This window comes from Acaryochloris marina S15, from assembly GCF_018336915.1.
Taxonomy (GTDB): domain Bacteria; phylum Cyanobacteriota; class Cyanobacteriia; order Thermosynechococcales; family Thermosynechococcaceae; genus Acaryochloris; species Acaryochloris marina_A.
Genome location: NZ_CP064925.1, coordinates 78,072 through 92,592, shown reverse-complemented (window position 1 = coordinate 92,592; position 14,521 = coordinate 78,072). Strand labels below are relative to the sequence as shown.

The window sequence follows — 14,521 nt, the reverse complement described above, 5'->3', positions numbered from 1 at the left end:
TCCAGGCTTTCAGTGGTCAGGCTTTTCATCCGGGCACCTCTAACGACTATAGCCGCTGGACAGTATCCGTATCTTTGACCAACTTTAGTGATTTCAATTCGATACCATTCACATTCCTAATGGCAGACTCAATTCGACCCTTGAGATTTAGCTTTTTTGTAGAGTCAAAATCTAAGTCCGTGGAATAGCGATCCAGGGCACGAGTGAAGATGAGTGCCGCACCTCCCTTGAGGACATAAGGCGTATCACCGACTTGTTGAGCGACTGACCGCATCAAGTCCAAGTGGATGGACTGGGAAGGGTTTATACGAATTTCACGGTCTGAATCCATTGCTTAAAAATTCTGAGGGGTTCACCTGATAGTTGGATTGCCAAGCGTTCTAAGTACTCTCGTTTGAGGTGATCAACTTGCTCTTGGCTATCCAGCCAACTGTTAATTGCTGCATTGTCTGCAATACTTGGCGGTCGCGATTTCTGGAGATCCAGCATCGCTAAGTCTGCGATAGCCCGATAATGATTGGCGACATATACAGGTTGATCTGAGGGAATGGATAATCCTTCCTGAAACAAAATTGAAGACATATCTCGCACTCCCTGATGACCTAGGGAAGGCGTTGTATCAACCTGCTGGCCCTTTCCAGCAAGGGGGATGCTCTTTTGAGTTGTTAGGGCATCCGTTTGTTCAAAAAAGTAGGGCTGAAAATGCCAATCCCCCGTGTCCTCATCTGGGAAACGAAGATTAAGCGCATGCTTGAACGAGATATACCGCTCCAGTTCTGTCTCTGGAATCGGCACTGGACGTAACAGGTCTTCCTTTAATTCTTGAGTGGGAGAAAGCTCGTTCATACTGCCCCTGGCATTCCTCTAGCTTAATCACAGAATATCAGAGGCAACAAAAGGGAGCAGCTATCGCAACAGCTTCTCCCTTTTGCTAATCCCGATCACCAAAATCTCGTTAGTGTCCCGATTTATTCGCCACGGTTTTTGAGCCGATCATGCTTGGCATGATCCCTACGAAAAACGAGGAAGAGAATTGCTAAACAGCTCTCTTCATTAGGGAACGCACCAATTTCATCGGCCTTGGTTCGGAATTCCCGGAACAACCGCTCGAGTGCATTTGAGGTTCGAATGAGTGAGTGAAGAGATGCATCAAAATCATAGAAGTTCAAAGTCAGGGCACAATCGTTGATAAAGGTTCTGACGGCGTCAGGTTCGATGTCTGTCCACTTTTTCTCAAACACCAGAAATGAAATAACTGCCCCTTCCCAGGTGGGCGCTTTATAGATGGCGTAGGCATCATGTTGAATTTGTGCATACCGCTGTTTCTTAGCTTCAGGAAGTGAAAGCTCTTGTCCTTGCGCATCCAGGTACGACAATTGCCCATAGCCTAAATGCCGCAGCATGGCTCGAACCTTGTGGGTAATGCAGCGTTGATGTTGTGCGAGGGGAAACAGAGCACGAATCACCTTAGGCAACCCAGTCGTACCATCACTCACAATCAACTTCACCGAATAGGGTTGCAATCCCCGTTGCCACAGATGCGCAAAGAATAGTGACCAAGCTGCCTCCGATTCTTGCGTCGCCATTTCATAATGAAGCACCGTTTGGGTGCCATCGGGCCACACTGCCATAGCGACTAGAATGACTCGGTCTTCTGCATGGCGTAGTTTCCGGATATGCCCAGCTTGGTCTTCCCAAAAGTCTTCTGAGGAACACTGAACACTAGCCCAAACACCATCGACAATCAGAATAGGAGGGGTTTCCTCAAGACGAGTCTGACGCCTTTGGAACATTTGCTTCTGAGCTTTTAGCGTAATTCGGTTAATGGCATTAACGGATAAGACTGCTCCTAGAATCTCATAGAGAGCTTCTTGCAAGTCCCGAAGCGATAAACCCATGACATACAGGCCGAGGCAAAAATCGAGGAGACTGCCAAGGGCACGTTGGTAACGTTCTAAAATCTGCCACTCTCGGTCTGCGTTCCCTTTACGTAGTTTAGGGACAGACAGTTGAGGGATCCTGCCATACTGCGTATCTAGAACCCGTTGATAATAACCTGAGCGCCGAGGTCGAGTCCCTTGAAGTTGGGATAGATAGGCTTGCACTTCTTCGTCTAGTGCTGCCTCTATTATTTTCTGGGTGACTTGGCTTGCTTCCAGGCGTAGGGTTGCTTCCAGGGCTTCGTTAATAGAGGCATAGGAGCTTTGGGATTGGATGCGGATAATCTGTTGTTCGCGCTGGGCAATGTTCATCAAGAAATGCTCTGAAGTCACTATTAATACAGCATTTCAGGAATTTCAACTCATGGCGAATAAATCGGGACACTACGAAAATCTCTCAAAAATCCCAAAGTTATTCGCCAAGTGCCTTGGAACAAGCTGATAACGCAAGCCCATGCCATGATCAATGCACCTACATCCCATGTTCGCTTGAGATAGTCGATAAAAGCATGAAATGCTTCGATCCCTAGATAAACCATTCCTATCAACAGGATGGGAGGTCCATATTTGCGGATAAAATTACGCAGGGTAGGAAACCTATGTTTTCGGGTGAACTTACGCATGATGGCAACTCCTATAGTTCCGGTTCACTGTGGGCCAAGGCAGGCTCTTTCTCTGGCTGCTTGGGGGATACACCATTACTAACGGCCTTGGCAATCTGCTCGGCTCTCTTTAAATATTTCTCGGCACGTTCCACATTCCCCCCCTGCTGCTTTACTTTCTCTATGCGTGGATCGATGGGCTTTCCTTGCTCCTGTTTAACTTGGTCTTTAGTCTTAAATTCACCTTCAGCACGTTGCTTCTCTTGAGGAGCAAGATTATAGGTATCAACGAGCTTCTGACCTTCTTTTAGGTGTAATACTACTCTGCTTCCCACTTTAATCTTGAATTCACCTTCAAAATCCTTAAAATTCGTTAATGCTTCTTTGATATCTTCCATTTGCTGGTCACTAATCTGGGTGACGGAGCGGTCAATATCTCCTCCACGCATCCCAAAGATTTGCTCTTTGTTATAAAAGACCGCCATCCTGGAGATATCCACACCCCGCTGGTCTAAACCAGACAACGCCTCTAATAAGCTATCCTCAGCTTCTTTAGACGAGTTCTCGTAGTTGTACTGCTCTAAGGCAGTATTCGTCGCATCCGCTAAATACGGAGAGACATCCTGAAGATTCTTATCTGACATATCGGTCACATTCGGACCCTGAGCAACGATGGCGGTTGCCTCATCCACATCTTTACCTTCTCTCAATGCCTGGTGAGCAACATGCTCGTCATAAATCAAGGCTAATTCTGGTTTGCCTTGGATATTTTGCTCAATCTGCTCATAGCTACTGAGGTCTGGATCTTTGTGGTATTCAGACAGCAGTCTTGCATACTCAGCCCGTCGCTCCATATCTGGCTCAATTGCTGTGGGGGCTTGGTTGATTGTGTCTGCCATTGTTGTCTGTCTCCCTTGTAGTTTTTGAATGCTTTGCTGAACACTTTGCTGCATCTCGGCCAGCCAAGTCTTGGTGCGGTCAATATAGTGGTTGGTCATCTTCCACATGTGAACCACGGGGCGGGCCACTACGACTGGAATGCCTTTGGCTAAATAGCCCACCGCCAGCTTGCCTGAGTCGATCAAGCCCTTGCCGATCATGGAAGGAGCGACAATCCCGCTCAACGGTCGTGCCCACGCATCCGTCTTCGCCAACATGTCAGCGGTTCTGACTTTCGCCCAGGCATCAAATGCACTTTGCCGACCCCAACCATGTGGAACTTGACTAGCTAGATCTGTAAAGTTTTTGGCTATCTGATCAGCACGTATCCCATGAATCCCCGAATGCATCAGATGAGTGGTTTGGGATATTGCACCCGCAACCACTGGACCCACAATCGGGGCATGGGTCGCAGCAAAGGCCACTCCTGGAAGCGCTGCAATCTGGATTCCCTTCTTGGCGACCCACGCTAATGGGGCACCCTCAAAATAGAGTTGTTCTTTCTCCTGAAGTTCTCTGTATTTGTCGCCAATGAAGTTGTGATATTGATACTTTATGGGTGGACTAGATTTCTCAGTCGCCTCTTTTTGGTCAACGATATTGTTATCTTCATGTTCCATTATTTATTTCCTCCTTATGGAGCATTCTTGATGCCCGTAGTAATGTACCGCCAGCTATCTTTCTTGCTGTCTATCGATACTCGGATCCCGCTGGGGTGAGCTGGGGAACTGGTCTACGGCATTGGAAATCTGGGCCTTACGCGCAACTAAGGACTCCGCTTTCTTAACGTCACCCCCTTGAGCTTCAACGGCATCGAGAAACCCCGTCTGCTTGATTGCCCCTGATAGTTCTTTTGGGCTGAAACCTCGCTGTTGACCTTCCTTTGCCACTTGCACCGCTTGCTTAAAGGTTGCGGTCACATTGGGGGGTCTCAAAAAGTTGGATTGGATTGCCCTGCTGAGTATGGCTTGCGTGAGTTCTTTACTTGCCCCCAGCATTTCTCTGAAATCTTGGTCGTCTGATGATGACATGGCTATCTTCCTCGTTTAAGTTATACAGAATCTACTGCTGCTTTCCGTTCGCTCAGAGTTTCCGATTTATGGAGCTTCTCTAACTCAGCCCCCGTAGGTAACATCGACTCTGCAATGTCCGCACGTTCACTGACAACGTATTCTGGTGTGATGCCTAGATCTCTCGACTGGCGACAGTACAGCAGAAACGGGTGGATGTGAGAGTACCAAAGCGCTTTATTCTCTTCTCTCAAGGCTTCATCGGTTTTGTTGAGTGGAACTTTCAGGCGATGTGCCCGTTGCTTCCAGCCTGGGGATTGGATCAGGCATTCTCCAGGTTCAAAGGTATCAATCTCGTCCGCTGTGATAAGTGGGACTTTGCGATGCTGCTCGGAGCGGTTGCGACTGCTGCCTGAACGACTGTTATGCCCCGTAGAGCGGGTCTTGTAGATTTCCGTGAATGTCCCTAGGGAGTCGCTCAAGCTCTTATCAGTGGAATGATGGCCTGTGCGAAAGTGGATTCTCGTGCCAAGGGAACTGAGAATTGACATGGCATGGTCCCTTGTATACCTCAAGTTGATTTGGGCATCACTCTGATAAGACAGTAGACAACACATTCCATACTCTCGGTATAGGTTTATCCACCGCTCAATATCTGGCAAACGGATCGAGGTGAATTCATCCAAACACAAAAACAAGGGCCGATCTCGACTCACTTCTGCGTTCAGGTTGTGCCGCATCAACATATGAATGACTGCGGCACATAAGGGCGAGGTCGTACTCTCAGCGTTCTCATCAATTTGCACCCATACGATCTGTTTACCAGGGAGGTCCAAGGGAATCGTGGAGCTGGTAATAGAGGGGATGACACTGGCATCCATTAGCGCTTGGAAGTTCGTGACCGCTGTGCCCACAATCCCCCCAGCGGTTTTCTCTGCTTTGGAGACGGACCTTAAACCCAGTGCCGCTTGGTTAGCCCAAAAGTCTAAGTCACCCCCTAAGTCAAATTGACCATACTGGTGGGCTGCGAGTAGACGTTGGGGAAGGTCTTCTAAACTCAAGAACCCCCAGGCAGATACCAGATCTTGATAGACATGGCTTTTGGCAAGAAGGAAGACGGTCTTGAGTAAGCTATCCCCTTGGGGACCAAAGAACCCATCTTTGCGACTTCCCGGTACTTCAAAGTTGGCGTTGATGGTCTTAGCGAGTTCCAGGGCTTCTTTTGAGCCACCCCGTTCTGGGATGAAGTCTAGGAGATTGAGGCTATCCGTGTGAGCTTTGCCAGGGCAGAAAAAATACTGCTGATAACCCAATCGATGGGCCAGGGCTGCATGTCGCTTTTGTAGACTCCCTTTGATGTCGTAGATGATGCCTGTAAAGCCTTGTCGAAGGATATCGTCAATACAATTATCAACGACACTTTTAGTCTTGCCATAGCCACTCGCGCCAATCACGCTAATTCCAGGCTGGCAGTCCGTGAGGATGAGCTTGCGATCACTCCCCAGGCTCAAGGAGCATCCATCTACTGTGGCATCTCGGATCTGTTTTAGCCCTCGCCTTCGAGCTTTACGAATCTCTCCAGGGGTGGCAAATCGGGCATCGCGTTTACTCCGTCCATGTCCATTCTTGCTGTCAAGGATGGTCGCAAGCAGAAGGAGAAACCCGATCATGCCCAAGAGCCAGGGCAAGGGACTGCTCAACAACGGACCCAGATCCACAGGGGGCTGTGTGGGTTGAGGTTGATTTGTTTGGGTTTGCATGTTGCTTACCGCAATTTAGGTACGTAGTAATGTACCGCCATGCAATTTTAGGGTGGGTTGGTGGGGCAGGTGAGTGCTTATCAACCAAGCAGACTGAAGTCTCTCGGTCTGCTCAAGAGATTGAGCCTCAATCTGGATTGGATTTGGAAGTAGTGTTTCGTAAAGGAGATAGAAGCCCTTGTAATAACTTCTACTGAAAACAGGGAGGTGATAGAGCGAAAAGCTAATTTAGCGTTGTTGCTTTGCAAATTGCTTCTTGAACTTACCTACAACCTCCGCTCCAAGATACGGATTGTAATCCTGAATATTACCTGTCACGTCAAACACAGGAAGCTGACAGACATTAGAAGATTCAGCAACAACAGCTTCACCCAAAGGATAACGAGTATCACTCGTATACACATGTAACCAGTGATAGCGGAGGCCATTATGTTCGACAGTGGCCTGATGTTTAGCAGATTTTATGGGGAACGTTTTTAAGGAAGTCTGAAGATGCCTATTAAAACAACTTTCCATATCTGCACGAGCAGGTAATGGAAAAAACAAAGTCATTAGTGGGAAGACAACGATTAACCTCTTAAACATATCTATTACCTCAAAAATTAACGAAATTACGAGGGTTATGATGTTGTCCTGAATAGGGCTGACCAGGAATGTAACCAGTTCGAACACCAAAATCCAGATGTGGACCTGTAGATGTACCTGTACTGCCAACCTCAGCTAATTTGTCTCCGGTAGTTACATTTTGACCTACACGTACATTAATAGCAGAATTGTGAGCATACCAAGTTGCTAAACCATTTCCATGGTAAATCACAACTAGATTTCCATGCCCACCCGGATGGTAGCCTGCGTAATCAACAGTTCCCCCATCAGCCGCGTTTACAGGTGTTCCAGGTGGGGCACCAATATCTATCCCTGCATGGAAACTGCCCTGAACACCAGTAACTGGGTGAGTTCTGTAACCATACTCACTAGTAGTTGAATAACCTGGGAGGGGATTAGATAATGACCCTGTCGCAACCCCATCTCCTTCTGGCGTAAGAACTCCAGGCACCCCAGCCACCTGTGACGGCCTGCAAGGCAACCCACTAGACGCCACACCAACAGGCTCATTCGTGGAAGCATCCCCAGTCGGACCATATTTCTCAAAATTCGCTGGATTGCTCCACACTTCACTTTGTTCAGGTCCACCCGGCAACGAGGTCCATTGCCAAGGAGCTAACACCCGATCCGCCAAGGCAAAATCCCCTCTCTGAATCGCAGCCATCAGATCCACATTCTTCTCAGCACCAATAATCTTGATCCACTCCACCGCTGCTTGAGCCGCAACCGCTCGGTCTCGTGTCCAGCCATCTATTCCTGTTCGTTGCAGAAGACTAGTTCTAGACTCTGGAGTGAACTGATAAATTCCATAAGCACCCGTTTCAGGATGGGGTCTCCAATTGGTCCCGTCAGTACTCTCTCCAATTCTGATGCGGGCGAGATACTGCCTGAGATTATGGTCAGGATCGGCGGGGGTTGAAGTAGAGCTATTCTGCCTACTTACAGCACCTGGCTGACCCGGTATACCCTTCAGTTGCGGCGCACCTGACGCCCCATCAATCGGTTGAAGGACTCCATTAGATGACGCAGTAGTACCTTTATTCTGACTCCCAGCAGCATTCGCAAAGGTCTGTTGAGCCTGACTCGACCCCACAAACCGCCAATGCCAAGGCTCATAGCTCACTCCCTGACTATTTCCTTTAGGGAATGACAACTCAAATCCATACTTTTCAGCATTCTGCTCCATCCAGGCATATTCAGGTGTCTGTGCCCAAGACTCATTCAGACCCGCATTCTGGTTATTGCCCACATCCACCGCTAGACCCGTGTGATGCTCTGAATGACCGGGAGGAGCTGAAGTCTTAGCAACCACTTCAGGAGAAGCACTCGCCACCTTATCATCCCAAATAGACTGCTGAACAGACACGGATCGGAAGCCTGATACTGCTTTAATATCCAACCCTTGAGCCGCCGCATCGGCTCTCAGTTGCTCAAAGGCTTGGGCTGCATCTGGGGCTAGGGTTTCCTGTACTCCATCGACCGAGGTTACATTCACGAGCTGTCCTGTGGTCTCATCATAGGCAAGGTGACCATATTTTGAATCTGATGGAGAGACATCACTTTGACCCGTCGAGGCAATAAGCTGATTGGGGTCGCAATACACCTGACTGAGGCCCGCAGCCGTCAATGCCCGGTCTCTAAACTTGGCAATCTCAGCAGGCAGACTCCTTCGACTCGCCACTAGAAACAAGCCCCCTTCCCGGACGGTAAAAGGAGTGGGGATCACAATGAAGTGGGGGGTACACTGCTCTCCCAGAATCGGGATGGAGTAGCAGAACTGGATGGCAAGATGCAGCCTCGCCGTGCTGGGCTTATCAGGGTATTCCTTAATATTCTTCAACACAAACTTGGTGTGAGAACCTGTACCAAAGGGATGGATGCCTGCGGGTTCCCAACCCCCATTCACCCACTTCATGAGTCCCTTACCACCCTTCACGCCTTGACCGTTCTTGCCCTTGGAGTGCCCCTGTACCCATTGCTTACCTTCAATATCATCATCCCCCGTCACTTGGGCGAGAGGAGAGCTAATAAACTTCCGCATCTCAAAGTGAGGACAGTTGTCTGCTCTCTGGTTTTTGGTTTTGCCAAGGGTGCATTTAATCGGTCTAAACTTCTGGTCTTCACTGCCACCCGATAAGGCATGTTGAACGGATGGCTCCTCTGGCCCTTCTACACCGCTATAGGCGATATCAAACCTCGCAAATAAGTCTCCAGCAAGGAAGCTAAAGGCCAGGTCAAAGGGCAGCTTGTTGACGGGAATCTCAGACAGACCCGGAACGGAGTTGATCAGTTCATCCTCTACCCCAGGTATTTCCTCAATCGCCAAGTCCGCAATCTTGGGTAGGGTCTGTTCAATGGGCTGATTGACGAGATCGGGAACCGCGCCCAAGGGTAAATCTTTCAGTTCTGGGACAGCCTTGATCACTTCCTTGACGGCAATATTTGTCCCTTTTGCCAGAACGTAAGCTTGTGCCCGCTGTCGGACTTGTTGCCAGTTGCCATTAATCACATCACCGACGAGAGGGACAATCTGATTGACGGGCAGCTTCTTGAGGGTGGGACCAATCGTCTTACCAATGCCCGCTAATTCAATCTGCTCAGCCTTTGAGATTACCCCCTGCCAGTTACCCCGTGCTAGGTCTTGGAGAGGAATGCCCTTGAGAGCGGGAACCCTACTGAGCTTGGTAATCAGCTCTTTCTGGCCCGTGGTCAATGCCGCTTGCTGAAGGTGCTTCCCTGCTTGAGACGGGTCATGCAACACTCCTAATGCTGCTTGAATGGCAGGGGCGGCATCATCAACGGTGACTTTCTCGCCATTGTTGAGCTTGGTGTAGAGGTTATCGACTTCATCAACCGTCAGGCCATAAACGAGGGGCACATCTCCAATGGGCACCCCAGCGATATTTGTCCCTTGCTGAGCGGAAATATCTCTCAAGGTGAGCTTGGTAAACCCAGCCGTGACAGGGTTCTGCTGCAAGTCTCCAAATTTGAGGATTTGGTCAGGAGTTGCCCCCTGGGGCCATGCCCGATCAATCTGGTAGGGAAGCTGCACCCCATTAGGTAAGGGTGGGATTTCAACAAATCCCGCTTGCTCTGCACTCGTGAGCTGCTGGAATGTCGGGGAGGGTCCAGGGTCAGGGTCATAGTAGAGGCCCGGTAAATTGACTGGAGTATCCGGGCTGAGTGCAGCCGTCTGTTGCTGCTGGGCTAGGACGGGGGCTATCTGCGTCAAGGTGGGCAGGCTAGCCAGGAAAAATGCAAGTAATTTCTGTTTCATAAGGGAAGGCTTTGGTGCGATGTAAGAATGTACCGCTAAGGAAAAACGGCCCCATCTGGAGCCGCTATCTGAACCCATATTTGAAGGGAAAACTAAAGGTGATTGATTGACGATCTACAGCTCAACGAATGGAGGTTCACTCCTAACCCTGCGTACATCCAAGAATTCCGCATCTTGCACATTGGCCCCTGTTAGATCCACGCCAACCAGATCAGCGCGGTCAAAGAAAGCACCTTGCAGTTGGGCATCAGTGAACTTCGCTCCTTTCAAATCCGTGTTCTGAAACTCAGCTCCCGCTAAGTTAGCTCCTGAGAAATCCACACCTCTGCAATCTGAATCGTCAAAGCTAGACTCTTCTAGGAACGCATTAGCAAAACATGCACCTCTGAAGCTGCCACAACAAAACCATGCCTGTGTCAGCCTTGCCCCTGCAAAGGAGACTCGATGAAGCTTTTGCTCACAAAAATCGGCATTGTCAGGAAAGATTGAGCCATCAAAGTTTCTAACACCACGGCGATAGGCTTCTAAAACCTTATCGGTCGCATCTTCTCCTTCTATTACTAAGGGTTCTGTATGGCGATGCCATTTGAAATTGACGGAGAATCCTTTCAAAGCTCCCAAAAAGCGACGGACGCTTGCCCTTCCTTGGCTTAAAGTATGACTGTGCATTTTTCTACCTCGTCCATATTTTTATCAATGCCTGTGGTGAAATTCACTGATCGTTTCCAGAGTCTTTGAGCAGCAGAATCCAGGCGATAACCCCCAAAATCCAACCGATGGGGCCTGCAAGGAATAGGAACGGCGTCAGGACGATCAGAACGATGACAAGACAACCTTTCATTACACGCCCTCCATGAAATAGATTTCAACTTCCTTGTTGAAGTGATAGAGGCCATTCCTAGAACCACTGGAGGAACGGCTAGGGGCTAGACTATTGACGACAGACGAGGCTCTATCTCCCACACTGCTGGAGCGGAGCTGGTCAATCCCCACATTCAGGCCCGCCCTGAGTAGTTTGTTACCAAAGCCTTCACCCTGACCTTTGAGCTTGGCTTGCAGATGTGGAGACTGCTTGTACTGAATGACAGCAACGGGGGTCTTCCTGGACTCTGGTGACTCACCCGTTAGATCCATATGCTCAATGGGCTGTTGGTTGACTTCCACGACTTGCATACTCAAAAAGTCTCCTTCCGCAGCCGTTACCTCTGCAACAACCTTGGAGCCTTTCTTCGCCATCGCCCCTAAGTCTTCACTGAGGGTTAATAGATACCGCTGACCGATGATCGCGTCACTGTTCTGGGGTATCCAGGTAATCGGGTTATCGAGCTTTGCCTTAGCCGTGGTGCCAGCAGCAATCAACCCTTTACCCAATGGGTTACTGGTTGCTGGGTATAGGGCCGTGGGTGAATCCGTGACGACTTGGTTATCCTCCAGCAAGTCACCCGTGAGGGAAGCGACCAGAACGCCTTGGGGTGGGGCTGGTGGGGTTTGAGCAATGGGTTTTGTGGTTATCGGTTTACGGACGGGGTGAGAGGTGGAAACCTGGATGGGACGAATGGGTTTAGGTTGGACGGGCTTCGGGGCAAAAGCCGATTGTTTGCTGAGGCTGAAGTTACTAGCAGGCTGGGGGGCAGCTTGAGCAACGGGCTGAGGTTGTGGTCTAGGTGCTGGAGGTCTAGCCGCAACCACGGGTTGAGTCTTGGGTGCGGGTCTGTCCCTGTAGACGATTCGGGGCTTGGGCTGGGTCCGAGGAACGGCGCTTTGATAGCGAATCGGTCGGGTCACTCGATGGGTCGGACTGGGAGGTCTCCCTTGAGGCTTAGGGGTCGGGGGAACGGCTGCGGGCTTTGGCCCCTTATTCTGAGCAGGAGAAACGGGCTGACCGTCCAAGGACTGCCGCAATGCCGCTATTTCCACCTTCAGATCCGCATTCTCTTGGGTGAGTACTTCTTCTTGACTCTGGGCTACCGTAGAACCCGTCTCTTCACTTTGGGGGTTTGACTCAGCCTGTTGAGGGGCGCTCCCATACAGCATCCCCGTGGCGAGTAAGGCAAAGGGTGTCCCCACGACGGTGAGGAGCAAAAGCTGAAACCACAGCCGCTTATACAGCTTGTTCTTGGGGACGGTGGTCTTCGTCTCTGGCATCGCTAGGTTAGCGAGGGATACCGCTGGTGTACGGGTCTCTTTAGGGTCATCCTGCTTCGCGTTAGATGTTCCCTCGGATGGGGCGGGTTTGCGCTTGAGCAGTACATCTCTAGCATGTTTGGCTTTTTGGGTCGTGTTCATAAGGTCACCTTTACGTCTCGGATTTCAACAATTTGCAGGCCATATTCCTGGCCCACGCGCATCAACTTGGCAAGCTGGGTCTGGTCTTGGTCTTCGGTTTTCACAAAATCAACGGATTTGAGGATCAGCTCTTGGTTCAACCGCTCGATGAAGTCTCGTTCTTTATCTCGGTTATGGAGTCGGGTCGCAATCACCGTCACTTTCCACAGTCCCGGTTCAAGTTGTTCGACAACGATGTCTTTTTGCCGATCTAGAATCTGCACTTGAGCTTCCCAATTGCCAGAGGTGTAGTTACGAAAGGGAAAGTCCTGGTCATACTTTTTGTGGATCGATTCCATCCACCCCACCCGGTAAGACAGGTCAATGGCGTAGGACACGTCATAGAATTGAGCCGGGTACTCAATCTTGCCCTCGGTCTTCCCCTCTCCCTTGCTCCAGGAGAAGGCCGCACTCACCCACTTATGAGCAAAGTCTTGGATATGGGAGGTTTCCCGATGTCGTTTATCTACGGACTTCGCTTCCACGGTCTGGTTGTTGGGAAGCTGCACGAACACATTGGAGAGTTCTCGTTGAGCGGCCTGCTTGCTGCTGAGGCCCACTCGAAACAGCAGGCCGGTATTGAGTACCGTTAAACCGATGATTAGATAGGGCATCCACTTGCCTTTCTCCACGGCTTGCAAAGGGTTTTTCGGGATGGTGATTTTGGTGAGCATGGTGGTTTCTCCTAACGATTTCGCATCGCTCTGGTCTGCATAACGCTGTTGAGGGTAATCAGTCCCCCCGTCACGATGCCCGCCCCCGCTGAAGCGACACCGATTGCCTTAGAGCGGAAGGCATCTGCAGCTAAACCCACCCCATCGTTCACGGCTTTGTAGGCGATGTAGGGGGCAAAGATGCCGAAGAATAGGGGGAAGATGAGGGGGGTCGCAGCCACGCCCGCTAACATCACGGCCACAAACCCAATCAGGATGACGTAGGCGAGGCGCACAAGCAGGACGCGGGCGAAGAACAGCAGCCACTCCACGATGGCATTCTGGCCGTGGGGGATCGTGCCCAAGGCAAAGGCGACGGGGCCAAGTAAGGCGGCCAGCAGCAAGGACAACTCCTGACCCGCGATGAAGATCCAGGCCATCATCATGGCGATTTCCGTCAAGATTTGCTGCCAGTCTGGAGCAATCATCTCCGCGAGGGCTAACCCTGGATGAACCGCGAATATGGCCGTTTTGATGGCGGCTGACTTAGCGATGTCAAATCCCTTGACGGCCAGATCTTCCATATTCCGCGCAATCGCCTCTTGAGCTGCTTCCTGACTCCGCTCGGTTAATTCCAGGGCGGTCTTACAGTCGGGGCAACCTTCTTTAATCGTCTTTTTCTGGTCCTGAATAAAGACTTCTAAGGACTGGAGGCACTGGAGCTGATTCATAGAGGCTTGTTTGTAGACTGTCGCAACCTCCTCCCCCGTCAGTTCTCGCCCCACTTGTCGACTGACGTCCTGCCTTCGACCCAATTTCTTGAGGCTCAGCTGTGTCTTTTCTTCTTCCGTCAGATTGACGCCTGGAGGATGGAGTTGGGCGCATTTCTTCGCCTCTTGAGAAATGACCGTCCGGGTGACTTGGGAGAACAGGGCATCGTTAATGGCTAGACGGACATTAAAGCCTGCGACTTGGGCCTTAGCGACCACAGCGGGAGCGGCATTGACGATCTGCCTCATGCCATGAGCGGTATGGTAGATGGCTTGCCCTGAGTTGGCGAGGAAGACGGACACTAAGACCACGGGGATGATGAACTTCACCCAGTCGCTGATATCACTCCCTCTTTCAAAGATCTTGCGACCAATCTTCCAGCTCCAGGTGATAAATCCCGCCAGTAGCACATACCGGACGACATCCATAACGGCCCGGTTGTTGATGGTATTCCCCGCATTGTCAGGATCAAAGGTGCCATCCCACAGGTCATCCCACCAGGCAGCGGTTTTGGTGATGTTTTTCGTGATCCGCTGGAGGTAATCGAGGCCATTGTAATTGAGGGATTCCTTGCCCCATGCCGGGTGGGCAGTCAACAGCACCCAGACTAGAGACAACAGAAAAGCCAGTAGCAGAAC

General features: G+C 50.4%; 14 protein-coding genes. All 14 read right to left on the bottom strand.

Annotated features, from left to right (window positions below; translation table 11 throughout):
* Nucleotides 1-46: 46 nt before the first annotated feature.
* Nucleotides 47-331 (bottom strand): nucleotidyl transferase AbiEii/AbiGii toxin family protein, encoded by a 285-nt coding sequence (locus tag I1H34_RS28775; protein ID WP_212666777.1) that lies wholly within the window; start codon nt 329-331, stop codon nt 47-49.
* On the bottom strand, nt 304-846 hold the full coding sequence (locus I1H34_RS28770; protein WP_212666776.1) for a hypothetical protein: 543 nt from the start codon (nt 844-846) through the stop codon (nt 304-306). The genes I1H34_RS28775 and I1H34_RS28770 overlap by 28 nt, the downstream gene beginning before the upstream one ends.
* 122 nt (nt 847-968) lie before the next feature.
* Nucleotides 969-2,252, bottom strand: coding sequence for an IS256 family transposase (locus I1H34_RS28765; protein ID WP_212666775.1), 1,284 nt, complete (start codon nt 2,250-2,252; stop codon nt 969-971).
* Nucleotides 2,253-2,302: 50 nt separating this feature from the next.
* Entirely contained in the window at nt 2,303-2,563 is a 261-nt protein-coding gene (locus I1H34_RS28760; RefSeq protein ID WP_212666774.1) for a hypothetical protein, read from the bottom strand.
* A gap of 11 nt (nt 2,564-2,574) precedes the next feature.
* Entirely contained in the window at nt 2,575-4,101 is a 1,527-nt protein-coding gene (locus I1H34_RS28755) for a hypothetical protein (RefSeq protein WP_212666773.1), read from the bottom strand.
* Nucleotides 4,102-4,155: 54 nt separating this feature from the next.
* A complete protein-coding gene (locus tag I1H34_RS28750) occupies nt 4,156-4,512 on the bottom strand; it encodes a hypothetical protein (RefSeq protein WP_212666772.1) in 357 nt (118 codons plus the stop codon).
* Between the two features lie 20 nt (nt 4,513-4,532).
* Nucleotides 4,533-6,251, bottom strand: coding sequence for a type IV secretory system conjugative DNA transfer family protein (locus I1H34_RS28745; protein WP_212666771.1), 1,719 nt, complete (start codon nt 6,249-6,251; stop codon nt 4,533-4,535).
* A gap of 228 nt (nt 6,252-6,479) precedes the next feature.
* Nucleotides 6,480-6,836 carry a hypothetical protein gene (locus I1H34_RS28740; RefSeq protein WP_212666770.1) on the bottom strand — a complete coding sequence of 119 codons (357 nt, stop codon included), beginning with the start codon at nt 6,834-6,836 and terminating at the stop codon, nt 6,480-6,482.
* 10 nt (nt 6,837-6,846) lie between these two features.
* Nucleotides 6,847-10,134 (bottom strand): D-alanyl-D-alanine carboxypeptidase family protein, encoded by a 3,288-nt coding sequence (locus I1H34_RS28730; RefSeq protein WP_249370273.1) that lies wholly within the window; start codon nt 10,132-10,134, stop codon nt 6,847-6,849.
* 114 nt (nt 10,135-10,248) lie between these two features.
* Nucleotides 10,249-10,803 carry a pentapeptide repeat-containing protein gene (locus tag I1H34_RS28725; protein WP_212666769.1) on the bottom strand — a complete coding sequence of 185 codons (555 nt, stop codon included), beginning with the start codon at nt 10,801-10,803 and terminating at the stop codon, nt 10,249-10,251.
* A 43-nt stretch (nt 10,804-10,846) separates the two neighbouring features.
* Nucleotides 10,847-10,975, bottom strand: a complete 129-nt coding sequence (locus I1H34_RS32855; RefSeq protein ID WP_255801511.1) for a hypothetical protein — start codon at nt 10,973-10,975, stop codon at nt 10,847-10,849.
* Nucleotides 10,975-12,420: a hypothetical protein gene (locus I1H34_RS28720; RefSeq protein ID WP_212666768.1), complete on the bottom strand. Its 1,446-nt coding sequence runs from the start codon at nt 12,418-12,420 to the stop codon at nt 10,975-10,977. Before I1H34_RS28720 ends, I1H34_RS32855 begins: the two co-directional genes overlap by 1 nt.
* Complete coding sequence (locus tag I1H34_RS28715) at nt 12,417-13,133, bottom strand: hypothetical protein (RefSeq protein WP_212666767.1); 717 nt, start codon at nt 13,131-13,133, stop codon at nt 12,417-12,419. The genes I1H34_RS28720 and I1H34_RS28715 overlap by 4 nt, the downstream gene beginning before the upstream one ends.
* An 11-nt stretch (nt 13,134-13,144) precedes the next feature.
* Complete coding sequence (locus I1H34_RS28710) at nt 13,145-14,500, bottom strand: hypothetical protein (protein ID WP_212666766.1); 1,356 nt, start codon at nt 14,498-14,500, stop codon at nt 13,145-13,147.
* Between the last annotated feature and the right edge of the window lie 21 nt (nt 14,501-14,521).

Excerpts from the sequence above, each read along its gene's own strand:
- I1H34_RS28750 (WP_212666772.1), bottom strand. The coding sequence starts at position 4,512 with ATGTCATCATCAGACGACCAAGATTTCAGAGAAATGCTGGGGGCAAGT.
- I1H34_RS28740 (WP_212666770.1), bottom strand. The coding sequence starts at position 6,836 with ATGTTTAAGAGGTTAATCGTTGTCTTCCCACTAATGACTTTGTTTTTT.
- I1H34_RS28760 (WP_212666774.1), bottom strand. The coding sequence starts at position 2,563 with ATGCGTAAGTTCACCCGAAAACATAGGTTTCCTACCCTGCGTAATTTT.
- I1H34_RS28745 (WP_212666771.1), bottom strand. The coding sequence starts at position 6,251 with ATGCAAACCCAAACAAATCAACCTCAACCCACACAGCCCCCTGTGGAT.
- I1H34_RS32855 (WP_255801511.1), bottom strand. The coding sequence starts at position 10,975 with ATGAAAGGTTGTCTTGTCATCGTTCTGATCGTCCTGACGCCGTTCCTA.
- I1H34_RS28730 (WP_249370273.1), bottom strand. The coding sequence starts at position 10,134 with ATGAAACAGAAATTACTTGCATTTTTCCTGGCTAGCCTGCCCACCTTG.
- I1H34_RS28725 (WP_212666769.1), bottom strand. The coding sequence starts at position 10,803 with ATGCACAGTCATACTTTAAGCCAAGGAAGGGCAAGCGTCCGTCGCTTT.
- I1H34_RS28720 (WP_212666768.1), bottom strand. The coding sequence starts at position 12,420 with ATGAACACGACCCAAAAAGCCAAACATGCTAGAGATGTACTGCTCAAG.
- I1H34_RS28715 (WP_212666767.1), bottom strand. The coding sequence starts at position 13,133 with ATGCTCACCAAAATCACCATCCCGAAAAACCCTTTGCAAGCCGTGGAG.
- I1H34_RS28775 (WP_212666777.1), bottom strand. The coding sequence starts at position 331 with ATGGATTCAGACCGTGAAATTCGTATAAACCCTTCCCAGTCCATCCAC.
- I1H34_RS28765 (WP_212666775.1), bottom strand. The coding sequence starts at position 2,252 with ATGAACATTGCCCAGCGCGAACAACAGATTATCCGCATCCAATCCCAA.
- I1H34_RS28755 (WP_212666773.1), bottom strand. The coding sequence starts at position 4,101 with ATGGAACATGAAGATAACAATATCGTTGACCAAAAAGAGGCGACTGAG.
- I1H34_RS28770 (WP_212666776.1), bottom strand. The coding sequence starts at position 846 with ATGAACGAGCTTTCTCCCACTCAAGAATTAAAGGAAGACCTGTTACGT.